This is a genomic window from Undibacterium sp. GW821-FHT11B02, from assembly GCF_058808955.1.
In genome coordinates, this window is the sequence record NZ_JBXASD010000001.1 from 584,653 (window position 1) to 605,296 (window position 20,644).

General features: G+C 53.7%; 25 protein-coding genes. 15 read left to right on the forward strand and 10 right to left on the reverse strand.

Annotation, left to right across the window (positions count from 1 at the left end; all coding sequences use genetic code 11):
- Window positions 1–13: 13 nt before the first annotated feature.
- The 4 genes from AC1RVX_RS02515 to AC1RVX_RS02530 form a co-directional block, all read right to left on the reverse strand.
- Window positions 14–940, reverse strand: coding sequence for an FAD:protein FMN transferase (locus AC1RVX_RS02515; RefSeq protein WP_493214989.1), 927 nt, complete (start codon window positions 938–940; stop codon window positions 14–16).
- A 65-nt stretch (window positions 941–1,005) separates the two neighbouring features.
- A complete protein-coding gene (locus tag AC1RVX_RS02520; RefSeq protein ID WP_493214990.1) occupies window positions 1,006–2,145 on the reverse strand; it encodes a DUF3570 domain-containing protein in 1,140 nt (379 codons plus the stop codon).
- Window positions 2,146–2,183: 38 nt separating this feature from the next.
- Window positions 2,184–2,435 (reverse strand): DUF4266 domain-containing protein, encoded by a 252-nt coding sequence (locus tag AC1RVX_RS02525; protein ID WP_493214991.1) that lies wholly within the window; start codon window positions 2,433–2,435, stop codon window positions 2,184–2,186.
- Window positions 2,435–2,986, reverse strand: a complete 552-nt coding sequence (locus AC1RVX_RS02530) for a TlpA family protein disulfide reductase (protein ID WP_493214992.1) — start codon at window positions 2,984–2,986, stop codon at window positions 2,435–2,437. Before AC1RVX_RS02530 ends, AC1RVX_RS02525 begins: the two co-directional genes overlap by 1 nt.
- Window positions 2,987–3,361: 375 nt before the next feature.
- Between AC1RVX_RS02530 and AC1RVX_RS02535 the strand changes: the two genes are divergently transcribed.
- Entirely contained in the window at window positions 3,362–3,748 is a 387-nt protein-coding gene (locus tag AC1RVX_RS02535; RefSeq protein WP_493214993.1) for a carboxymuconolactone decarboxylase family protein, read from the forward strand.
- A gap of 92 nt (window positions 3,749–3,840) precedes the next feature.
- Here the strand turns inward: AC1RVX_RS02535 and AC1RVX_RS02540 are convergent, their stop codons facing one another.
- From AC1RVX_RS02540 to AC1RVX_RS02555, 4 genes are all read right to left on the reverse strand, one after another.
- On the reverse strand, window positions 3,841–4,542 hold the full coding sequence (locus AC1RVX_RS02540; RefSeq protein ID WP_493214994.1) for a helix-turn-helix transcriptional regulator: 702 nt from the start codon (window positions 4,540–4,542) through the stop codon (window positions 3,841–3,843).
- Window positions 4,543–4,544: 2 nt separating this feature from the next.
- Entirely contained in the window at window positions 4,545–5,477 is a 933-nt protein-coding gene (locus tag AC1RVX_RS02545; RefSeq protein ID WP_493214995.1) for an NAD(P)-dependent alcohol dehydrogenase, read from the reverse strand.
- 332 nt (window positions 5,478–5,809) lie between these two features.
- Window positions 5,810–6,547: an SDR family oxidoreductase gene (locus AC1RVX_RS02550; protein ID WP_493214996.1), complete on the reverse strand. Its 738-nt coding sequence runs from the start codon at window positions 6,545–6,547 to the stop codon at window positions 5,810–5,812.
- Window positions 6,548–6,761: 214 nt separating this feature from the next.
- Window positions 6,762–7,730 (reverse strand): LysR family transcriptional regulator, encoded by a 969-nt coding sequence (locus AC1RVX_RS02555; RefSeq protein WP_493214997.1) that lies wholly within the window; start codon window positions 7,728–7,730, stop codon window positions 6,762–6,764.
- 176 nt (window positions 7,731–7,906) lie between these two features.
- Between AC1RVX_RS02555 and AC1RVX_RS02560 the strand changes: the two genes are divergently transcribed.
- The 12 genes from AC1RVX_RS02560 to AC1RVX_RS02615 all read left to right on the forward strand — a co-directional run bounded on the left by AC1RVX_RS02560 (window position 7,907) and on the right by AC1RVX_RS02615 (window position 18,012).
- The gene (locus AC1RVX_RS02560; RefSeq protein WP_493214998.1) at window positions 7,907–8,476 is read left to right on the forward strand and encodes a flavodoxin family protein; all 570 of its coding nucleotides are present in this window, start codon (window positions 7,907–7,909) and stop codon (window positions 8,474–8,476) included.
- A 45-nt stretch (window positions 8,477–8,521) separates the two neighbouring features.
- Window positions 8,522–8,821: a YciI family protein gene (locus tag AC1RVX_RS02565; protein ID WP_493214999.1), complete on the forward strand. Its 300-nt coding sequence runs from the start codon at window positions 8,522–8,524 to the stop codon at window positions 8,819–8,821.
- 84 nt (window positions 8,822–8,905) lie between these two features.
- Entirely contained in the window at window positions 8,906–9,817 is a 912-nt protein-coding gene (locus AC1RVX_RS02570) for an alpha/beta hydrolase (RefSeq protein ID WP_493215000.1), read from the forward strand.
- Between the two features lie 45 nt (window positions 9,818–9,862).
- Window positions 9,863–10,558: a type 1 glutamine amidotransferase domain-containing protein gene (locus AC1RVX_RS02575; RefSeq protein ID WP_493215001.1), complete on the forward strand. Its 696-nt coding sequence runs from the start codon at window positions 9,863–9,865 to the stop codon at window positions 10,556–10,558.
- A gap of 45 nt (window positions 10,559–10,603) precedes the next feature.
- Window positions 10,604–11,635 carry an amidohydrolase family protein gene (locus AC1RVX_RS02580; protein ID WP_493215002.1) on the forward strand — a complete coding sequence of 344 codons (1,032 nt, stop codon included), beginning with the start codon at window positions 10,604–10,606 and terminating at the stop codon, window positions 11,633–11,635.
- A 32-nt stretch (window positions 11,636–11,667) separates the two neighbouring features.
- Complete coding sequence (locus AC1RVX_RS02585; protein WP_493215003.1) at window positions 11,668–12,408, forward strand: SDR family oxidoreductase; 741 nt, start codon at window positions 11,668–11,670, stop codon at window positions 12,406–12,408.
- A gap of 11 nt (window positions 12,409–12,419) precedes the next feature.
- On the forward strand, window positions 12,420–12,599 hold the full coding sequence (locus tag AC1RVX_RS02590) for a hypothetical protein (RefSeq protein ID WP_493215004.1): 180 nt from the start codon (window positions 12,420–12,422) through the stop codon (window positions 12,597–12,599).
- Window positions 12,596–14,452 (forward strand): monovalent cation:proton antiporter-2 (CPA2) family protein, encoded by a 1,857-nt coding sequence (locus tag AC1RVX_RS02595; RefSeq protein ID WP_493215005.1) that lies wholly within the window; start codon window positions 12,596–12,598, stop codon window positions 14,450–14,452. The genes AC1RVX_RS02590 and AC1RVX_RS02595 overlap by 4 nt, the downstream gene beginning before the upstream one ends.
- Before the next feature lie 86 nt (window positions 14,453–14,538).
- A complete protein-coding gene (locus AC1RVX_RS02600; protein ID WP_493215006.1) occupies window positions 14,539–15,312 on the forward strand; it encodes a putative quinol monooxygenase in 774 nt (257 codons plus the stop codon).
- A 181-nt stretch (window positions 15,313–15,493) separates the two neighbouring features.
- Window positions 15,494–15,994 carry a cupin domain-containing protein gene (locus AC1RVX_RS02605; protein WP_493215007.1) on the forward strand — a complete coding sequence of 167 codons (501 nt, stop codon included), beginning with the start codon at window positions 15,494–15,496 and terminating at the stop codon, window positions 15,992–15,994.
- Window positions 15,995–16,173: 179 nt separating this feature from the next.
- Window positions 16,174–17,238, forward strand: coding sequence for a sensor histidine kinase (locus AC1RVX_RS02610; RefSeq protein ID WP_493215008.1), 1,065 nt, complete (start codon window positions 16,174–16,176; stop codon window positions 17,236–17,238).
- Between the two features lie 33 nt (window positions 17,239–17,271).
- Window positions 17,272–18,012: a LytR/AlgR family response regulator transcription factor gene (locus AC1RVX_RS02615; RefSeq protein ID WP_493215009.1), complete on the forward strand. Its 741-nt coding sequence runs from the start codon at window positions 17,272–17,274 to the stop codon at window positions 18,010–18,012.
- 111 nt (window positions 18,013–18,123) lie between these two features.
- Here AC1RVX_RS02615 and AC1RVX_RS02620 read toward each other — a convergent pair whose 3' ends face one another.
- Window positions 18,124–18,486, reverse strand: coding sequence for a YXWGXW repeat-containing protein (locus AC1RVX_RS02620; protein WP_493215010.1), 363 nt, complete (start codon window positions 18,484–18,486; stop codon window positions 18,124–18,126).
- A gap of 280 nt (window positions 18,487–18,766) precedes the next feature.
- On the opposite strand from AC1RVX_RS02620, the gene AC1RVX_RS02625 reads away from it, so the two are divergent.
- Window positions 18,767–19,813 carry a serine hydrolase domain-containing protein gene (locus AC1RVX_RS02625; RefSeq protein ID WP_493215011.1) on the forward strand — a complete coding sequence of 349 codons (1,047 nt, stop codon included), beginning with the start codon at window positions 18,767–18,769 and terminating at the stop codon, window positions 19,811–19,813.
- The gene (locus AC1RVX_RS02630) at window positions 19,810–20,274 is read left to right on the forward strand and encodes a GNAT family N-acetyltransferase (RefSeq protein ID WP_493215012.1); all 465 of its coding nucleotides are present in this window, start codon (window positions 19,810–19,812) and stop codon (window positions 20,272–20,274) included. Before AC1RVX_RS02625 ends, AC1RVX_RS02630 begins: the two co-directional genes overlap by 4 nt.
- 23 nt (window positions 20,275–20,297) lie before the next feature.
- Here AC1RVX_RS02630 and AC1RVX_RS02635 read toward each other — a convergent pair whose 3' ends face one another.
- Window positions 20,298–20,639: a hypothetical protein gene (locus tag AC1RVX_RS02635; protein WP_493215013.1), complete on the reverse strand. Its 342-nt coding sequence runs from the start codon at window positions 20,637–20,639 to the stop codon at window positions 20,298–20,300.
- Window positions 20,640–20,644: the final 5 nt, after the last annotated feature.

Below are 20,644 nucleotides of genomic sequence, written 5' to 3' on the forward strand. Positions count from 1 at the left end.
CCAGATAAATCACTTAATTCATTGTCTTGTGGATAGCGTCCACGACCCGCGGCGGTGCATGCATATGCATTTCACCCTGCTGGTCTATTGCCAGGTAAGCCACACCCGCTGCCTTCAGGTAAGCCAGGCCCTGTTCCTCTTTCAGCATGGCGATGGTGGTGCAACTGCCCGCCAGTGAAGCCAGTGGTGCGCGTACACTGATACTGCGCCAGTACTGCACCGGCATGCCGGTATGCGGGTTAAGGATATGGCAGTACCGCTGACCCGCTACTTCTATATATCTTTCATAATCGCCACTGGTGGCCAGTGCCCCTTCGGGTACCGGGATACTGGCGACGATTTTTTCCTGCTGCCTGGGGTCCTGTATGCCCATGATCCAGGCTTGTCCGTCTGGTTTGGGGCCAAGCACGCGGATATCCCCACCCAGGTTCACATAGCCATGCGTGGCACCGCGTTCCTGTAATAGCGCGGCAGCACGGTCGGCGGCATATTCCTTGCCAAAGCCACCGAAATCAATTTCCATGCCTGCTTGCGGCAGACGTATGCTGCCTGACTCGCGTTCCACTTTATCCCAACCTATCAAGGCGCACAGTGCTGCCAGGTCTGCTGGTGCTGGCACTTGCGCGCGTTTGAAATCCCATGCCCGCCGCAAGATGCCGGCAGTAATATCAAACAGGCCATCACTGGCTGCATGCAGGGCCTGCGCATAGTCTAACAAGGAACTGGTTTCTTCATCACAAACGACCGCTTCTCCACCAGCTTGCTCATTGATCCTTGATACGATGCTGTCAGCCCGGTAACGTGAATAGGTGCTCTCTATCCTTTTGACTTCAGCAATCGCCTCTTGGGCGATGGCAAACATGGCCTGTTCTTCCTCTGCTGCGATAACGACTTCACAGGCACAGGCCATGGCTTGAAAAGGGACTCGGAAAATCTGCATGTCTGCTCAAATCTTTACTTACCCGGCAATGAAAACGCATGAATTCAATATCGACATTGCCATCCTCAAAACTGACGCGAGATACCCAATTGTATGCTACGTGCACGGAAAGGCAGCAAACCCGGGCTGCCACTGCCAAACAGCCTCCACGATGCCCTTTGTTCATATTCTTCCAGCTTGATATCAGCCTGCCAGTCTGCCCCTATCTGCTTTTCCAGTTTGACGCCTATGGTGTGCGCGCCATAGGCAGATACCCGCTGATCTTCAGAATAGTTCAAGGCACCTGTTGGCGGATTGGGGGCAAACGGATAAATGGAAGGATCGGCATCCACATAAAAACTTGCAGCACTTTGCGTGTACAGCCGCAGCAGGGGCGTAATGCTCCAACCTTCTGCAAACGGTTGCGTATATTCCGCGCTGAAGGTATGGGCATGAATCTTCCAGGAATCAGAAAAATACCGGTAGCTCATGCGGCTGCTACCACCTGTGGCATCGTAATGATGGTTCCAGCGTGCCAGTAGGGTATAACTGTTGCGTTCATCGGGGCGCCTTTCATTCACTTTGTATGGGTCAGACAGGTAACCGTGTCCGTGTGACAGGCCAACATTCAGTTGCACGATATCATTCATCGTCAGCACCTGAGTCACGCCCAGCAAGGCATCAACTACCTGTTTGTTTTCACCTTTTACCCTGCCGGTGGATGCACTCACGGTGTCATTGGCGAAGCCCATGCCTGCGGTCCAGGTGGTGTTTTTGTCTTCACTGAACTGACTGCCCTGTAATGACAGGCCGCGCGAGATATAGTCGGATTCGGTAGAGTAACTGGCACCCAGGGTCAGCGTGTTATGCGGTAAATAACGTGTCACTTCAACATCCATGGCACGACGGAAATCCCTGAGCTTGGTCAAGGCATAGCTATGAAAGGCTGGCGACGCACCAGATATGCTGTCGGTAATAAACGTACCACCCACTGACCATTCGTCACCTATCGGTGTCATGACTGTTAATGCATTGGCCTTGACCTTGACGCGGTCTTCGCCGGGCTGGCTATCCTGGTAATCAAGCACTTTCAGGCTGATCGACCCCTTGTCCGGGGCCGATTCGGCATGGGCCACGCCAGCGACTGGCAAGGCCAGGGCGGCGGCCAGCAGGGCTGAGCCAAGGTGATCGTTATTGCGTGCCGGACGGGTGCTGGCTGGTTTCATTCTGCGGTCCTCATTCAGTTACAACGTCAGTTACAATTTCAGTTGCAGCCACAGCCACCACCACCCACACCGGTGCCACCAAAAGCGGATTCTTTGCTGGAGTAGATATGTTCTCTATATTTGTTTTCCAGCGGATCGCCATCAAAGGTCATTTCTTTTTTCGCCAGCTTGCCTTTTTCCCAGGCTTGCACCGGCTGTATCACGTTCACTACGCTACATGCCGAACAGGCTGACGTCAGCAGTATCAGGCTCAGCAGGCGGGCAGATGCTCGTAGATTGAGATGCTTCATTATTTTCCTCCCAGCGCCGCCACGATGGCTTGCTCAATTTTTGCCTTGCTGCCTTCATTGAAGCCTGCATGCAGTGACAGGATTTTCCCATCCTTGTCTATCAATACACTGCTGGGCATACCCTTGATGTCATATTGACGTGGCATGACCCCCTTGGGGTCATAAGCAATCTGGAAACTCGCTGGTACCGATTTGAGAAACATGGCAGCATCTTCAGCCTTGCTGTCCAGATTGATGGCAAGCACTTGCAGTCCTTGTGCGCCATATTTTGATTGCAGCGCATTCATCCATGGGAATGATTGCTTGCAGGGGCCACACCAGGACGCCCAAAAATCCAGATACACCAGCTTGCCCTTGTAATCAGCGAGCTGGATATGGCTGCTGCCACCACCCTGTACCGAGAATTCCGGTGCGGGTTTGCCTGCATCCAATGCATGTGCGGCCTGGTGCCAGCAACCAAGGGCGATAGCCACCACGATAGTGGAAGACATTGCAAGCCGCGCTGGCGTCGATGCTTTGCGGTAGTGTCGTACCATACTTGCAGAAATCATGAAATCAGTCCTAATAAAACCTTGATAACAACCTGATGGAGTTCTACATCACTCTTGAGTTTTACCCTGTATTGCAGGGCAATTCATATTCATCATAAGCGCTTCGTCCTTCAAATCAACGCTAACCATAGTAAATAAACCGGTTATTTCTGTAATTGAATGTAACCTGATGGATTGTCTATAGTAGTCTGTTTGCAGACTTGTTGCTTGTAAGATATTTTAAAAACAAAGTTGATGTCGTACAAAAAACAACATCGTCCATGGATTCACGTCACCATGATCTGCTTGAATGCCTGTTCGTTTGTATCAGCCATGCATTGACCCCGGACTGTTATCTGGCTAGCATGCTTTTTCACATACACAGGGAGCAGGTATATGGACCAGCAATTTGAAGATGGATTGAAAATACGCAAACAAGTCATGGGAGAGGCTTTTGTTGAAAAAGCGTTCAGCAATACAGATGCCTTTACCGCCCCCTTGCAGGAATTTGTGACGCGCAATGCCTGGGGTACCACCTGGTGCCGTCCAGGGCTGGATTTGAAAACCCGCAGCTTGATTACTCTGTCCATGCTGACCGCCATGGGCAGATCACATGAAATCCGTGGTCATGTGCGCGGCGCAGTCAACAACGGTGCCAGCATGCAGGAAATCCAGGAAGTTTTGCTGCACGCCAGCGTGTATTGCGGCATGCCGCTGGCGATTGATGCATTTCGCTCGGCCCATGAAGTCTTGCAGGAAATGGGCAAGATAGACGCAGCCTGATTGGTTGGAGAGCGCACAAAATGTAGCTGTCCAAAATTTGGATGGTGGCCTGATGCGAAAATTTTATACACGTAACAACGTACCATCTTTGTTTAGCTGCCATCTTGTCGCTTGCATGGGAGATCTTCCTGGGCGTGCCATTCCCTGACTAATCGCTGGCGGGTGCCCAGGTAGTGTTCGTCCAGGAAATCGACCTTCACAATGTGATCGGCACGAAAACGGCCAAAGTCGTCACGCAATTCGCACCATGCTGCAATGAACCGTTGCGATTCGAAGAAACCGAGCATGATTGGCCAAATGGTCCGCTCCGACGTTGCCCCGTTTTGATCCCTGTATGTGATGTGCATTTTGCGCTGCTCGCGTATTGCTTGCCGGACCCGCGCCAAATCAAGGCCGGAAATGTCTTCCCTTTTACGACTGATATAGAGCGTATTATCGTCCAAAGCTCGTCTCATCTCGGGAGCAAGCACGCCGTCGATTTTTGCGAGTGCATTCTGAACAGCGCGTGCCAGAGCATCGTCAGTCTGGTGGCTGACCCACTGGGCTCCAGCTACCAGTGCTTGAATCTCTTCTTCTGAAAACGATAGCGGCGGCAAAAGAAATCCCGGTCGCAAAATGTAACCGACACCAGCCTCGCCATCGATATCTGCTCCCATGGTTTGTAGCGTGGCGATGTCACGACGGATGGTGCGCAGTGACACACCAGCTTCGCGTGCGAGGTCCTTGCCGGACACTGTTCCACGGTGTCGGCGAAGGATCTGCATGAGTTCGAATAAGCGGTTGCTTCGTGACATGTTCAATCCATTGCAACGAGGCCTTTTCCACCTAGCTTCCGACCCGCCTCCAGAGTAGTAAGCAGTTGAATTGCTTCGTTCAGGGGTACGATCTCGGCAACCTGAAGTCGAAATTCTCCTTCCCGGGCAGCGACGGCAAGCCTGTCCAGAATGTCAGGCTTTGGCGTGCAGACTATCGGCTTCAGACGTCGGTTGAAGATAGCGCGAATGAACTTGCCAGGGCTAGGGTTAAGGTCCAGGAACACACCTTCCTTGCGTAGCAAGCCCAGACCCGCCGTGGTCGTCATTGTGGCAGCCGTGTCGTAGACCACATCGTAACGGTCACTGATCATCGACAGATCGGTTGTCCGATAGTCGAAGATGGTTTGGACGCCGAGTGAGCGTGCCCGTTCCATTGCTTCTGCACTGCAGCTGCCCGAGACCGTCGCCCCCAGCATCCGCGCAATTTGTACTGTGGCTTCGCCCACCGCGCCGCCGCAGCCATTGACAAAGACACGCATGCCAGCCTTCAGCTTCGCTTTGTCTACCAGTCCATTCCAGGCTGTGACGCCTGGCGTTCCAAGACAGGCAGCATCCTCGAAAGAAACCTTATCAGGTTTTTTGGCCAGCGACGTTTCGTTGGTGACCACAGCCTGCCCCAGCGCGCCGGTTTCCTTGAAGGGAGCGAGACCGAACACGGCATCACCAACTTTGAAGCGGGTCACGCCTGGCCCAACGGAGATGACTGTGCCGGAAAAATCCATGCCCATAGCACGTGGGAATTTATTGCCCGTAACGATTTTCATCTGACCGTTGCGCAGTTTCCAGTCGATAGGGTTGATCGCCGCAAACCTGACCTTCACCGCCACCTGGCCTTTGCCAGGCGTGCTCAATTCGAAGTCGTCAAGCCGCATCAGCTCTGGGCCGCCGTACTGGTTATATTGTATGCGTTTCATAATAAATCGATACCTGTGGTTTGCCCGACAGGCGATGTGCCGGCGGTTTCCATAGACGTGTCCTTCATTTTGCTCATGATGGTTTCCTTCTGTTGTATAAGGAAACACAGTCTAAATCACCATAGTGACAGATTCTGGCACCATTGTTTTTGCTTTGGGTCGTTCGCTTGGGCAACTGCATGATCATGTCAGATTCCGGTTTCTAAATGGCCCGTGGCAACGGCGACTACTCAATGTCAAGTTGTTCCACAGCACGAGCATTGAATTCTTCAACAGAGGCTACACATCCGGGAACGATGCGAACCTGTATGCCTCTGTCTGAGTAAGCGCAATCAAGCGCCGTTCATTCGATCGAACAAGGCTTCACCCATTTTTCGTGCACCAGCAGCCAGGCCGACCAGCACTTCATCCTGATCATTTTCCAACTGTGCAAGTGCTTCGGTAGCGAAGTCTTCAGGGGACATCATGCGTTGCCCCGTTGTTCCTCCACTTCGGTCTCCTCCGCCCAGGCCGGTGTCAACGATAGGCGGGGCCATTTCTACCACCCTGACCCCTGTCGCCTTGAGCTGATGACGCAGGGTAAGCGTAAAGGAATGAATGGCGGCCTTGGTCGCACAGTAAACAGGAATATCCGCCATCGGCGCGAATGCAAGCGCTGAGCTGACATTGATGATCGCCGCCTTTTGCTGGTGCATTAGCAAAGGCAACAACTCGCCAATGAGCTGGACCGGTGCGGTGAAATTAGTTGCCACCTCCTGTTCGAGATTTTTCAGTGCATCAGCTTCTTTGAGCATCCGTCGGTATTGCACACCCGCGTTGTTGATCACCATATTGAGTTCGGGATAGGCGGTGTTCAACCAGCTCACCATGGCCTGGCGGCTGGTGTGATCAGTGATGTTGCAAACGCGGGTGATCAGGGCCGGCACTTGCGTTTGTGCTTTCAGCAGTGCCTCTTCGTTGCGGCCGCAAATGATGACGCGATTGCCGCGCGCGGAAAGTTGCCGTGCCAGTTCAAAGCCAATGCCAGCGGCCCCGCCGGTAATAAGTATGGTGTTTGATGTCAAGTTCATATCGACTATCCTTCTTGGTTGAGAATAAGAAGGTGTGCCGACGAAGACTTCGGGTTCACGCGGGCACACCTAACGACCGGCAAGCTGCCGGTGCAGGTGTCGCGGATACCCTATGAGGGAAAGCTGCCACCCTATTTGGGGTGGTGACCGGGCTACCATCTGGTCTGCGCTCTTTCGACGGAAACGTTATAGCATAAATTTTTGTAAGCGGCAATTAATCGGGGATCCCTTCCACCACCTTCGGCAGTTGCTCTACCAGCGCATCTACCGCCAGCCGCAGGCGCAAGGGCATGTGCGGTGCGCTGGGCCAGACCGCATGACATTGCCTGGTCGCGCCAGGGTGGTCATCCAGTATGCTGATCAATTTCCCCGTGCGCAGGCGTTCTCTTACCAGCCATTCAGGCAGCCACGCAAGGCCCAGACCAGCAGTGGCCGCGTCTGCAATGGCTTCCAGGTCGTCAAGCTGCAGGCGTGAGCTCAGTTGCATGTCCACGATACGACCGGTGGCATCGGGTAACTGCCAGACGTTGATACGGTCGCCGCGCCGGTACAGCAGGATGCTGTGCGTCGCCAGTTCGGCGCTGTTCTGCGGTTGTCCATATGTTGTCAGGTAGTCTGGTGAAGCGCATACGCGCTTACGCTGCACTACCAGCTTGCGCGCGCGCAGGCCTTCACTCTCGGCCCCCAGTACGCCGCTGCGAATGGCGAGATCAAAGCCTTCGGCCAGCACGTCCACAGGGTGGTCGCTGAAACTTAAATTCAGTTCCAGCGAGGGATGTTGCCGCGCCAGATCCAGCAAGATGGGGGCGACGCAGTGGCGACCAAACAGCACTGGCATGGAAACCCGCAGCCGCCCGGCCACTTTGTGCCGGCCAGATTCCATCTGTGCGTCCGCTGCCTGCAATTCGGCCAGCGCCCGCTGGCAGTGCTCGTAATAAATAAGGCCATCATCAGTCAGGCTTTGGACGCGTGTGGTGCGATGAAACAGTCGCGTGGCCAAACGTGCCTCCAGCCGTGCCATCGCCTTGCCCACAGCCGAGCGCGTAAGGCTCAGGTGCTCGGCAGCACTCGCGAAGCTCCCCAGGCGCACGACTTCCACAAATACGGTGATGCCATCCAGCCGTTCTTGCCGTTCAGGGGCAGGGCTTATCTGGATCATTGGTGAATTTGAATCTCGTTCCATGGGAATATCTTTCTACATTAGATCATATTTTTCTACTTTAACATACCAACTTGCTTTGTAGCGGGAATCGCAGGCGACAAAACACAGGAATGTTTGTCTTTAGTCCAGATTTGTCTGTCCTTCGCACGGTTACGCCGCAATGCCGGAAAACACCGGAATTTTGAAATGGAAAATAAATGCTGATATCCATCATCTATGACAGCACCTGGGGCCACACCGCCAAACAGGCACTAAGCGTGGCAGAAGGTGTGCACCGGGTAACGGGTGCCGAGGCACGGCTGATCGCCGTGTCCGAAAGCACTATTCCTTGGGACGTACTCGAAGTGAGTGACGCCATCATCTTTGGTTCACCTACATACAACGGTTCTCCCAGCGCGCGCTTCAAGCAGTTTTGTGAAGACTCGACCAAACCCGCCTGGGCCGGGATGAAATGGCGCGACAAAGTGGCCGCTGGCTTTACCAACTCGGGTGCGCAAAACGGCGACAAGTTGCATTCATTGATCTCGATGGCATTGTTTGCCGCCCAACACGGCATGTTGTGGGTTGGGCTTGACCTGAAGCCGGGTAACGACAACAGCCACGGCAGTGTGCACGACCTTAATCGCCTTGGGAGCTGGTTGGGCGCGATGGCGCAGTCCAACGGTGACCAGGGGCCGGATGACGCCCCCATCAAGAGCGACCTCGATACTGCCGCCTATCTGGGCCAAAGGGTAGCAGAGACCGTGCGCCGACTTCGAGCTGTTTGATTCAATCCATCTATCTGATCTATTTTTTTAACAAGGAGCCTCACCATGAAATTTCTTTGCCTCGACATCCCTCAGCCCGGTGCCACCATGGAGCAATACCAACCGCATATGCTGGACGAAGCCCGTCACGCCTGGCAGCTCTATAAAAGCGGTACCGTGCGCGACATCTATTTCCGTCAGGACCGCCCTGGCGTCGCCATCATCGCCGAGGCCGAGTCGGTAGAAGCCGCCAGGACAGCCCTGCGTGAATTTCCGCTGGCAAAGGCCGGACTTCTCGACTGGGACGTCATCCCGCTTGGTCCTTTCCTGAACTGGGAAACACTTTTCGCGTCCGGTAACGCCTGATATATCAGATATGTCCGAGCGATGCCTGGCAGAACTTCATTGCCCTGGCATCCGACACCATCTTGCAATTAAGGGAAAATCGCCATGGTCAAGACCGTTTCATTCACGAACAAAGCCATACAGATTTCGGCGCATCTGCATCTTCCGGACGATTTCCGCGAAGACAAAAAATATCCCGCTCTCGTTGGGATTCATCCCATGGGAGGCGTGAAGGAACAGACCATCGGCGTCTATGCCAAAAGACTGACGGCCTACGGCTTCGTGGTCGTGGTGTATGACTCGTCCCATCAGGGGGAAAGCGGCGGCGAGCCGCGCCTGCTTGAAGACCCCACGATCAGGGTGGAAGACGCGCGCTGTGCAGCAGACTTTCTCACGACGCTGCCGTATGTGGATGACACCCGCATGGGTGTTTTCGGTATCTGTGCCGGCGGTGGATATGCACTTTCCGTAGCGCAGACCGAGCGCCGCTTCAAGGCCGTGGCCGGGGTCAGTGCGACGCCAATGGGTGAGGCAGCCAGGACTATGTTCGGTCAGCCAATTCCAACAGCCGAGCTGATCAAGACGCTGGAAGCGGCAGCCAGTCAGCGCACGGCCGAAGCGCGTGGAGAAAGCACCGTTTTTCTCCCGACAGTTCCAGAACGCCTCGAAGACATCAACGAGAACACGCCAACCATGATGCGCGAAGGCTACGACTACTATCACACATCGCGTGGCCAGCACATGAACGCGCCGGGCTTGTTCCCGCTGACCAGCATGGACAAGATGCTGGCTTTTTCGGTCTTCCCACTGATCCCCGATCTGCTGACTCAGCCTTTGCTCCTCATCGCAGGCAGCATTGCCGACACGAAGATTTTCAGCGATCAGGCCTACGCGCTATCCAACGGGCCAAAAGAGTTGTTCGTAATTGACGGTGCCACTCACATTGCTCTGTACGACGTGCCTGAATATGTGGATCAAGCGGTTACCAAGCTCGCGTCTTTCTTCAGCAGTCTCTAACTTTAATCTTGAGCTTTTTTTGCTTCAAAACAGGAATCTACAATCATGACCAAACTGGCTTCAGAACTCAAACCCATCCTTTTTGTTGTTACCAGCAACGCGGTGAAAGGTGCAACAGGTATCCCGACCGGTTTTAACCTCGCCGAAGTCACTCATCCACTGGAAAAATTGCAGGCGGCGGGCATTCGCGTGGAATTTGCTTCTCCTCTGGGTGGTGCCGCGCCACTGGACGGGCTGGAGGATATGAAAGACCCGGTCATTGCCCATTACTGGGCCGATGCCGATTTTCGCCACGCCATCGCACACACGCTGAATCTGGATGACGTGGACCCTGCACGTTACTCCGCCATCTTCTTTGCCGGTGGCCACGGCACGATGTGGGACTTCCCTGATAGCGCTGCTGCGCAAAAGGCTATCCGCGAGATTGATGCAGCAGGCGGCATCGTCTCTGCGGTGTGTCACGGCCCGGCCGCGCTGGTCAATGCACGCCGTGCCGACGGTAGCCTGCTGGTGGCCGGCAAGCGGCTGGCAGCGTTCACTAATGGTGAGGAAGAAGAAGTGCAATCCACCCATGTGGTGCCTTTCCTGCTGGAGTCTACGCTGATTGAACGCGGCGCGCACCATCAGACCGCCGCCAACTGGGCCAATAACGTGGTTGTTGACGGTCGACTGATCACTGGTCAGAACCCGCAGTCCGCCGCCAGTCTGGGCGAAGCGCTACGTGACGCCCTGTTGGCATGAGCAATTGCTGACGTAGGCCTGGACGCCATACAAAGGGGGAAAAGCATGAAACTGATTTGTGTCGAAGAGCATGTACTCGATCCCGCCATTGGTGGTGCCACGCAGAGCATGGTCCGTGCTCAGGCTCCCTACCTGCCAGACTGGGGCAGCCGCGTGGTGGATGGTCAACAGGTGTCTGATGCCACTCGCCCACACGTCATTGCACCCAGCGAATCGGCCCGCAAGGGACTGGAGATGGGGGCATCGCGTCTGGCCGACATGGACGCCGCGCATATCGATATGCAGGTGCTTTCCTATGGTGGCTTTCCCCAGTTATTGCCGGCAGCGCAAGCCATTGATCTGAACCGTGCAGCCAACGACAGGCTGGCCCTGGCTGCGCAGGCCCACCCAACGCGTTTCGCAGGCTTTGCCACGCTTCCCTGGCAAGCACCTGAAGCAGCGGCGCGGGAGCTCGAGCGGGCGGTCAAAGAGCTGGGTCTCAAGGGGGCACTGATCAATGGCCGTCCCGGTGACACTTTCCTGGACGATGCGCGCTATGCACCCATCCTCGCTGCCTTCGACGAACTGCAGGTACCACTCTATGTGCATCCGGGCCTGCCTTTGGCCGCTGTGCAAGGGCCGTACTACGGCGGCTTCGAGCGTGAACTCGGTGCGCGACTGGCCATGTTCGCCTGGGGCTGGCATAACGAGGCAGGTATACAAGTCGTGCGCATGCTGCTCGCTGGTGTGTTCGACCGCTATCCCCGGCTGCAAGTCATCAGTGGTCATTGGGGCGAGATGGTACCCTTCTTTCTACAACGACTAGAGGACTCCATTCCGCAGGAAGCCTCCGGCCTCCGTCGACCCATCGTGCAGACCTACCGCGAGCATGTGTACGTCTCACCCAGCGGCATGCTCACACTGCCGCATTTTCAGTTTATCCACTCGCTGATGGGGGCAGAGCGCATCCTTTACTCCATCGATTACCCCTACCAGAGTCTGGATGGCGCACGCGCTTTCATTGAGCTTCTCCCGGTCAGTGACGCAGACAAGGCCCTCATTGCCCACGGCAACGCCGAGCGGCTGCTGGGTTTGTGATTGCCTGCAAAAGTAAAATAAAGGAAAAAAACATGAAACAAGAAATTGAAAACAAGGTTGTTGTTATTACCGGTGCCAGCAGTGGACTGGGTGCAGAGACAGCGCGCCATCTGGTGCGCGCCGGTGCCAAGGTGATACTGGGCGCACGGCGATTGGATCGCCTGCAGGAACTAGCGCAAGAACTCAGTCTGAGTGCCGGGAGCGTCGTGCAAACCGATGTCACTGATCACGCACAGGTGCAGGCGCTGGTAGCACGCGCCATCGGGATGTATGGACGCATCGACGTCATGCTCAACAATGCTGGCGTCATGCCGCTTTCACCTCTGGAGATGTTGCGGATAGAGGAGTGGCACCAGACCATAGACGTGAACATCAATGGCGTACTCCACGGCATTGCTGCTGCGTTGCCGCCTATGAAGGCGCAGAAGAGTGGGCAGATTATCAATGTGTCCTCAGTCGCCGGTCATCTCGTGAGTGGTGGTGGTGTGGTCTACAGCGCCAGCAAATTCGCCGTGCGCGCGATTTCCGAAGGACTGCGTAAGGAAGTCAAGCCCTACAACATCCGCTCTACCATCCTCTCGCCAGGTGCCGTGGACACTGAATTGCCTGCTACCACCAAGGCTGAGGGCATGGCGCAGGCCATGCAGGCTTTCTACGAGCGCAACGCCATTCCCGCAAGCAGCTTCGCACGCTGCGTGTTGTTTGCCATCGGCCAACCGGAAGAGGTTGATATCAACGAGATTCTCTTCCGTCCGACACGGCAGGAATTTTGAGATGAAGGTGCATGGCAACGCGGCTTACTTCGAAACTGATCTGCTTTCGCCTTTCCGATTCGAGTGGCCCGAACTGCCTCATGGCGATGTTGTCGTTGATATTTTCTATTCCTGTATTTGCCACACCGATATTCACTTCGCCTGCAACCACGGTAGAGTTACGACCTACCCTGTCGAAGGCTGAACCGTGAACAGTACACTCTTTTACGCCTTCGTTTTTCTCGCTGCCGGCGTCATTTCGGTGCCATTGGCCAAGCGTTTCGGCTTGGGTTCCGTACTTGGTTATCTCATCGCTGGCATCTGCATCGCTCCGGTCATTTCCCTGCTAGGCATCGAAACTCATAGACTTCAGGAGTTTGCGGAGTTTGGTGTGGTAATGATGCTGTTCCTGGTCGGTTTGGAACTGGAACCGCAGAAGCTATGGGAAATGCGGCACAGGCTGGTCGGGTTCGGTGGCCTACAGCTACTTTTGACTGCGCTGGCCGTCGGCCTTGGTGCGAGTCTTGTCGGTCTGAACTGGCAAATGAGTCTGGCTATCGGGATGATAGCAACGGGATCTTCGACGGCTATCGTGTTGCAAACGCTAGGTGAAAAGGGATTGTTGAAAAGTGATGGTGGCGAAGCCAGCTTTGTTGTCTTGTTGTTCCAGGATATCTCGGTCATTCCGGTCCTGGCCCTTTTGCCGCTTCTGGCGAGTCATGAAATTGCTCCCGCTGTGCACGGAGCAACGCCACAGGGTGCTGCCCTCCTGGCTGGGCTGCCTGGTTGGATGAGTGCGCTCGCCACCGTCCTGGCCGTATTATTTATCGTCGTCGGCGGTAATTATTTTTCCAGGCCCATTTTCCGCTTCATTGCCTCGGCACGATTGCGTGAGGTATTCACCGGTGCTGCCTTGCTTTTGGTGATCGGTATCGCGCTGCTGATGACGATGGTCGGTCTGTCTCCGGCGCTCGGAACTTTTCTTGCCGGAGTGGTGCTTGCCAACAGCGAATATCGCCACGAACTCGAAAGCGACATAGAGCCATTTAAGGGTTTGCTGCTAGGATTGTTCTTCATGACTGTTGGCGCTGGTATTGATTTTTCCTACCTGTTCACCAATTGGCCCACAGTCGTTGGCACTACCCTTGCTGTCGTTAGCGTGAAAATCGCCGTGCTATGGACCATTGCTACAATATTCCGTCTTCGCGGTTCTGATCGATGGTTGTTCTCACTAGGTTTGGCACAGATTGGCGAGTTCGCTTTCGTGTTGCTTGGTTTTGCGACTCAGAATGCAGTCATGCCCCAGTCGCTTGCCAAACCACTGCTTCTGGCTGTGGCACTTTCAATGCTCCTGACCCCGATTCTCTTCATTCTGTTCGATAAAATCATCCTTGCGAGAATGATTCGATCGCAAGCCAGAAAAGCGGATGAAATCGATGTTCAAGGCGTCGCCATCATCGTCGGTATCGGTAGGTTCGGACAAATCGTCAATCGGATTCTGCGCATCAAAGGTTATGAAACTGTTGTACTCGATGTGAACGCAGAGATAATAGACACCATGACGACGATAGGCGTGAAGGCGTTCTATGGCGACGGTGCACGACCGGATTTACTGGATGCGGCTGGATTGGCACATGCCCATTTGCTCGTCGTTGCCATCGACGATCGTGAAAGAGTGCTGTCAATCGTCAAGCACGCTAAGCGGTTGCGCCCCGATCTGCATGTCATTGCTCGCGCTTACGACCGGATTCATGTCTATGACCTGTTCAGTGCAGGGTGCAACGACATTGTAAGAGAAACGTTTGACAGCGCGGTACGCGCTGGTCGCTATTCCCTGGAATCCCTGGGAACTGCGTCAGACGACGCTGAATCACTGATAAAAGCCTTTGTTGATGCGGACCGGAAGTCCATGCGCTTGCTTGCTGAACTTCACGACCCGGATATCCCGCCAAACAAGAATTCAGCTTACATAGCCAAGCTGAAGCAGATACGCAGCCAGGAGGCTCAGATGACAAACTCCATTAATTCTACGGATCTTGATCACGATGCTCCAGGTCGGAGATAAGCGGGTTTGGGAATCCAAAAAAAGAGTATTCTCGGCCATTAATTCGCGATGAATCGTCTCTTTAAACATAGGATGTATTTATTTTTATGAAAATTTCATTTGGAAATTTGAATCGATACAAACTTGCCTTCGCATTATTTTTTGTTTGTGGTCTGGCACATGCAAATGATCAATCAGTTACCGGGGATACTATGAAACCAGCGAAAACATCCGAAAACCCCCAATCTGCAAATACATCGTTGTCAGCATATGTACGGTGGTCAGAACTGGAAGTCGATCCCGCACACGTGGAGAGATTCTGGGCTATAGGGAAAGCGAATGTCCGGGAGACCCGCCGCAATGATCCCGGTGTGCTCGCGTTTTACTGGGCAGGAGAGAAGGATCACCCGAACCGCATCCGCGTGCTTGAAGTCTATGCAGACCAGAACGCCTACAAGGCACACCTGGCGTCAGCGCATTATCAACAATTTCGCGATGACTCCAGACCGTTGCTGAAGGGACATGCACTATTTGAAGCAGTGCCTGTGATGCTCGGCACCAAACCGCAATTACCGCCAACTACGGCCGTTGTCCGCATGGCCGAAATTGTAATTGATCCCGCCCGGCTCGACGCCTTCAGAGGGCTCGTCACGGAAGAAATCGAGGCGTCGATCCGATTGGAGCCCAGTGTGTTTGCCATCTATGCGGTTGCACTTAAGGATCACCCGAATCAACTGCGCTTCTTCGAGATATACGCTGATGAAAGCGCATATTTGCAACACCGCAACACGCCCCATTTCCAGAAGTACCTGAATGAAACGAAGGGCATGATTGTGGCCCGCAGACTCATTGAGACTGCGCCCCCTGTTTCATCACCTTGATAGTTCTTTCCGCCAATCTGCGGGAAGCTTGCTGAGCAGGCCCAGCGCAGGTCATTCTATTCCGTAATCACGGGATAAAAAAACACAGATAACAAAGCTGTGTGACAATCATGCTTGTCACCGTGACATTTATCCACAAAAGAACGTATGCAATGTTGTCCTGCACAAGTGAAAGCCCGCCATGACTGAAGCCAGCAAAGCCGTTGCCTTGACTGAAGAAGGCATCACCAAACCATTTATGATCAAGGACGTACCTTGGGATGAATATTCCCACGGCAAGAGTTTTGCCACCCGTTACCAGCAACTGGGGGAATATGGTGGTTGCAAACGGGTTGGTGTGTGCATAGAAGAACTGGCACCCGGCAAGCAAGCCTGCCCCAACCATTATCATCATCTGGAAGAAGAACAAATGATGCTGCTGGAAGGCAGCCTGACTCTGCGTCTGGGCGAACAGACCTATATCATGACGGCGGGTAGTTATGTGGTGTTTCCAGCCGGGCAAAAAGCTGGGCACAGCTTATACAACCATACCGATGCCCCTTGCCGTTACCTGCTCATCGGGGAACGCAATCCGCATGATGTCATCGTTTATCCTGACGGCAACCGCGTCAGCGTGCGGCTGACCGGCGAAGGCTATAACAAGTCAGCCACCATGGAATACTGGGAAGCTGAAAAGGACTGATTTGTTGCCTGGCTGTTGCCAGCTTACCCTCAGCTTACCCTTTTACGACGATATGATGGGTGGGCCATCAATTTGGCAATCCGGGTTCGTATTTCCTCAATTGGTGACATATCCACCCCTGGCACGCCTGAATTATCGGATACTTCAGGCATTGCATCAGTCACAGGAAAGGATAGTTGATGCGTCGCATGTGGCTTTTTTATACGCTGGCCTGGCTTGCCTATTCCATACTCATCGGTTTCGCTATACAGATCGATGGGCTATCAAAAGCACAGTTCGATTTCAAACTGGCACTGACATCAGAAATCAGTACGGTACCAGCTGCCCTGATGCTGGCTTTTATCTGGCCACTGACCGGTTTGATAGAACGCAAGGGATACAAGCCTTTCACCGTCGCCTCCATTCACATCTTGTTGTCTCTGGTATTCGGGATATTTTGGCATTTGCTGGTGAGCTTGTTTATGTGGACCATAGAACATGCTGACTATATCATTCCCGACCGGCCTTTAAGTGCTTTTATCTGGCCTTTCCTGTACAGTCTGATGATGTATGGCGTCGTTGCCAGTATTTTTCATACGGTGCGCTCCAGCGAGGCCAGGCGTTTGCAGGCATTGGCCACCAGCCAGGCACAGGGCCTGCTGGTGCAGGCTGAACTGGCCAGCCTGCGCAACAAGCTCAATCCGCATTTTCTGTTCAATACCCTGCATTCCATCATCGCCCTGATGCGTAAGGACGGCAAGGCTGCCGAAGCAGCTTTGTTCCGCTTTTCCGACATGCTACGCTATGTGCTGGATACAGAAAAAACTGGCAGCACCCATGTGACGCTGGAGGAAGAATTGAATTTTGTGCGCGACTACCTGAATCTGGAAGCCCTGCGCCTGGGACCAAGACTGCATGTGGACTGGTCACTGGATGAGGCAGCTGCAGGCTATGGCGTACCCGCCCTGAGCATACAGCCGCTGGTGGAAAACAGTATCAAGCATGCTTTTAATCCGCGCAGCCAGCCCGGCCATTTGTTGATACGTACCAAACTCAGAGCGCTGCAAAGCGAAGTGGATATCACTATCAGGGACGATGGCCCGGGCGCTGAACTGGCAAAGGTACTGACATCCAGCGGCATTGGTGTTAAAACGGTGGAAAGACGCCTGCAGCTGGAATATGGCAAACGTGCCAGTTTCAAGATTCAAACCGCACCAGGGCAGGGTTTTGAGATATGCGTGACCATACCGCTTGCTCCGATTTAAGTTATATCATTTACCCAATTTTCTGAACACACCATGAAACAGAAAACCGCCTTTATTGCTGAAGATGAGCCACTGGCAAGGGAAGTCTTGCGTGATGCCATTTGCAACCGTCAGGAACTGAGTCTTATTGGTGAAGCCGCTGATGGTGTCAGTGCCCTGACCCAAATCAATCTGCTCAAGCCTGACGTGGTATTTATGGACATACAAATGCCGGAAATGACAGGTCTGGAAGTCTTGCGTCGTCTCAGTCATTTACCCGACATTATTTTCACCACGGCGTATGATCAGTTTGCAGTAACAGCCTTTGAACTGCATGCCGTTGATTACCTGCTCAAGCCCTTTTCACATGAACGTTTTGAAGCGGCCGTGGACAGGTTGCTGGAAGCACCACCTTCGCTGCAAGCCATGGAACATGCACTGAACCTGGCCGCAGGTCGTGAGACGGGTCGCCTGGAAAGAATACTGGTGCGTGACCGCGGCCATATCTTCCCGGTGAATGTGAACGATATCGCCTACCTGAAGGCAGACGCCAAATACACCGCCATCATCGTCGGTGACAAGACCTACCTGGTCAGACTGGGTATTTCAGAGCTGGAAACCCGGCTCGATCCGGCACGCTTCATACGCATACACCGTTCGCTGCTGGTGAACCTGGATTTTGTAGAATCGATGAAAGCCGATGAACAATCGCAATTGCGCCTGCATATGCGTGACGGCAGTATCTTGCTGGCCAACCGGGAAGCGTCGAGGATGCTGCGGGATATGTCGATTTAAATGCGGTCGATTTAAATGCGGTCGATTTAAATGCGGTCGATTTAACTGCAGTCGATTTGATATTTGGTCCGCAGGTAATGCACCCAGCGGACACACAATACGCTTATCCAATTAACGGCGATGCGGTTCCCAGTGACCTTCCCTGAAATGCCAGCCATTGCCAACGCGTTCCCAGTGATGCCCTACCCAGTAATGGCCGGGCCGTGGGGCTGACCAGTAACCACCGTGCCAGACGTGGCGGCCACCTTCCCAGAACCAGGCACCACCTATCCAGACATAGCCAGCAGTAGGTGGAACACCTACCACTTCTGCGTAAGGCGCAGGCGGTTCGTTCTGCACTATGATCGTTTCGACCGGATAAGGCTGCGGTGTATACACAGGTTGTGCATGATAAACCGGCCGCGGTGCCACCACGCAAGCCGACATCAATGTTGCTACGGCGACAGCCGTTAGACAGAGAGGAATGGTTTTCATTATATTTACTCTTTACAAATCTGCCGCAAGCCGCGGCTAGCATGATTGCCCTGTGTTGATAATAACGGTAAAAATAAACAGGCTGTTGACCGCTCTTTGTAAAGAATTGAAACAGGGTTTAGCAGATATTATTTGAGGCCCGGTTTTGTAACAAACTAAGGCAGATAATTGCAACAGATACAGATGAACCAAATTGCTGTCAGATAGTCATGTATAAAGTGTCATCAGACATCAGGAGCAGGAATTGATATTCAAAAGAAATTTATTCAGCAATGCAGGCATGGCGCTGTCTCTACTGATGGCAGTTGCCGCGGCCAGTGCCCAGACGGTATTCCCAGGATCTGTCTGGGAAGAACTTCCTTCGGCCACTCAAACGGCAACCTGCCGTCAGGCTCAGACTGAAGCGCAACATTTGCTGGAACAGCAAGCCAGTACGGCTTTGCTGTTTATCCGCGATGGTCGCGTGTTGTTCAGTTATGGCCGTACTGATGTACCTGGCATCATCGAATCGGCACGTAAAAGCATCTTGTCCATGTTGTATGGCAAGTATGTGGAAAATGGCACGATAGACTTGGACAAGACCCTGGCGCAACTGGGCATTGATGATGTCGGTGGTTTGCTGGACAGTGAAAAACAGGCACGCGTTCGTGATTTGCTGACTGCGCGCTCTGGCGTATTCCATGCGGCAGCCAATACTGGCGATGACCTGTCCAGCGCACCCGCACGTGGTTCACAAGTACCAGGCAGCTACTTTTTATATAACAACTGGGATTTCAATGTGGCAGGTACGGCACTCGAAAATGCCACACATAAAAGTGTGTACCAATTGTTTGATGAAGATATCGCCAAGGCTCTGCAATTGCAGGACTTTCAACTGAGCGCGCAAAAAAAGTTTGGCGACACCAGCAAGTCCCGGCACTTGCCATACCATTTTTTATTGTCTACCCGTGACATGGCCCGCCTGGGCTACTTGGCCCTGCATCAGGGTAACTGGAACGGCAGGCAATTGATACCGGCAGTCTGGATGCAAAAAACCACCAGCATGTTCACACCATCATCTGCCATGCATCCCGCCACGACTGCCGCCCGTCATGTCGGGTATGGTTATATGTGGTGGGTACTGGAAGAACCGGCGACCTCACCCTTATACCAGGCGTATATGGCCTGGGGTTTGCATGGACAATATGTACTGGTCATCCCGCGCCTGCAAATGGTGATTGCCCATCAGCGCAAAGTGCCGCTGGATGGTAAATGGGATGTCCCCAAAGTCGGCAAGCAGGCTTTTCTGCATATTGCCACCACATTAGCAGGAGCCTGTCAGCAGTGAAACTTGACCTTGAATTTGCAAAAGCGGAAGACGCGGTGGAACTGGCGGAATTGCGCGTGCTGGCCATGCGCCCCAGCCTGGAAAAAATTGGACGTTTTGACGCCACGCGTGCACGACAGCGGTTGCTGGCGAATTTTTCCCCTGAATATACCCGGCATATTCTGGTGGATGAGGAACGTGTAGGTTTTATGGTGCTAAGACCGCAGGGAGATGATTTTCTGCTCGATCATCTATACCTGCATCCAAAGCATCAGGGACGTGGGATAGGCGCAGCGACACTGGCCTTGCTTATGGCAGAAATGGATGCACAGGCCAGGACCTTGCATGTAGGCGCTTTAAATGGCAGTGACGCTAACCGCTTTTACCAGCGACACGGCTTTGTTTTGCGGGAAAGCACAGAATTAGACAATTATTATGTGCGCCAACCCATGAACAATTCTGCGGCCAACCCGAAGACCTGATTGCTTCGGGCGGCGAGGGCCAATTAATTTTTCGGTGGTGGAGGCGGTGGTGCACTTGCCTGCCCTTCACGTGGGCCAGGCGGGCGCTCAGGACGGGCGAACAGACCTTTGGGCGATGTTGTACAGGTCGCCGACATCTTGTCTCCGCGTGGTGTGGTGATCTGCACTACCGCACCTTCCTTCTTGTCCTTGCAGGCTTCAAAGGCTTGCGGCGGCGGTTCACGCCGGGGAGGTCCGTCTTTGCCTGCCTCAGGTGGTTTTTTCTGGTCACCATAAGGTGGTTGAGGTTGAGCGTGCCCGGTATTGCTCAGTGCCAGTATCATCAGCAAGATACTGGCGCGTGACAGGGATAGCAGCGGTTTCATATTTT

Excerpts from the sequence above, each read along its gene's own strand:
- AC1RVX_RS02515 (WP_493214989.1), bottom strand. The coding sequence starts at position 940 with ATGCAGATTTTCCGAGTCCCTTTTCAAGCCATGGCCTGTGCCTGTGAA.
- AC1RVX_RS02520 (WP_493214990.1), bottom strand. The coding sequence starts at position 2,145 with ATGAAACCAGCCAGCACCCGTCCGGCACGCAATAACGATCACCTTGGC.
- AC1RVX_RS02525 (WP_493214991.1), bottom strand. The coding sequence starts at position 2,435 with ATGAAGCATCTCAATCTACGAGCATCTGCCCGCCTGCTGAGCCTGATA.
- AC1RVX_RS02530 (WP_493214992.1), bottom strand. The coding sequence starts at position 2,986 with ATGATTTCTGCAAGTATGGTACGACACTACCGCAAAGCATCGACGCCA.
- AC1RVX_RS02535 (WP_493214993.1), top strand. The coding sequence starts at position 3,362 with ATGGACCAGCAATTTGAAGATGGATTGAAAATACGCAAACAAGTCATG.
- AC1RVX_RS02540 (WP_493214994.1), bottom strand. The coding sequence starts at position 4,542 with ATGTCACGAAGCAACCGCTTATTCGAACTCATGCAGATCCTTCGCCGA.
- AC1RVX_RS02545 (WP_493214995.1), bottom strand. The coding sequence starts at position 5,477 with ATGAAACGCATACAATATAACCAGTACGGCGGCCCAGAGCTGATGCGG.
- AC1RVX_RS02550 (WP_493214996.1), bottom strand. The coding sequence starts at position 6,547 with ATGAACTTGACATCAAACACCATACTTATTACCGGCGGGGCCGCTGGC.
- AC1RVX_RS02555 (WP_493214997.1), bottom strand. The coding sequence starts at position 7,730 with ATGGAACGAGATTCAAATTCACCAATGATCCAGATAAGCCCTGCCCCT.
- AC1RVX_RS02560 (WP_493214998.1), top strand. The coding sequence starts at position 7,907 with ATGCTGATATCCATCATCTATGACAGCACCTGGGGCCACACCGCCAAA.
- AC1RVX_RS02565 (WP_493214999.1), top strand. The coding sequence starts at position 8,522 with ATGAAATTTCTTTGCCTCGACATCCCTCAGCCCGGTGCCACCATGGAG.
- AC1RVX_RS02570 (WP_493215000.1), top strand. The coding sequence starts at position 8,906 with ATGGTCAAGACCGTTTCATTCACGAACAAAGCCATACAGATTTCGGCG.
- AC1RVX_RS02575 (WP_493215001.1), top strand. The coding sequence starts at position 9,863 with ATGACCAAACTGGCTTCAGAACTCAAACCCATCCTTTTTGTTGTTACC.
- AC1RVX_RS02580 (WP_493215002.1), top strand. The coding sequence starts at position 10,604 with ATGAAACTGATTTGTGTCGAAGAGCATGTACTCGATCCCGCCATTGGT.
- AC1RVX_RS02585 (WP_493215003.1), top strand. The coding sequence starts at position 11,668 with ATGAAACAAGAAATTGAAAACAAGGTTGTTGTTATTACCGGTGCCAGC.
- AC1RVX_RS02590 (WP_493215004.1), top strand. The coding sequence starts at position 12,420 with ATGGCAACGCGGCTTACTTCGAAACTGATCTGCTTTCGCCTTTCCGAT.
- AC1RVX_RS02600 (WP_493215006.1), top strand. The coding sequence starts at position 14,539 with ATGAAAATTTCATTTGGAAATTTGAATCGATACAAACTTGCCTTCGCA.
- AC1RVX_RS02605 (WP_493215007.1), top strand. The coding sequence starts at position 15,494 with ATGACTGAAGCCAGCAAAGCCGTTGCCTTGACTGAAGAAGGCATCACC.
- AC1RVX_RS02610 (WP_493215008.1), top strand. The coding sequence starts at position 16,174 with ATGCGTCGCATGTGGCTTTTTTATACGCTGGCCTGGCTTGCCTATTCC.
- AC1RVX_RS02615 (WP_493215009.1), top strand. The coding sequence starts at position 17,272 with ATGAAACAGAAAACCGCCTTTATTGCTGAAGATGAGCCACTGGCAAGG.
- AC1RVX_RS02620 (WP_493215010.1), bottom strand. The coding sequence starts at position 18,486 with ATGAAAACCATTCCTCTCTGTCTAACGGCTGTCGCCGTAGCAACATTG.
- AC1RVX_RS02625 (WP_493215011.1), top strand. The coding sequence starts at position 18,767 with ATGGCGCTGTCTCTACTGATGGCAGTTGCCGCGGCCAGTGCCCAGACG.
- AC1RVX_RS02635 (WP_493215013.1), bottom strand. The coding sequence starts at position 20,639 with ATGAAACCGCTGCTATCCCTGTCACGCGCCAGTATCTTGCTGATGATA.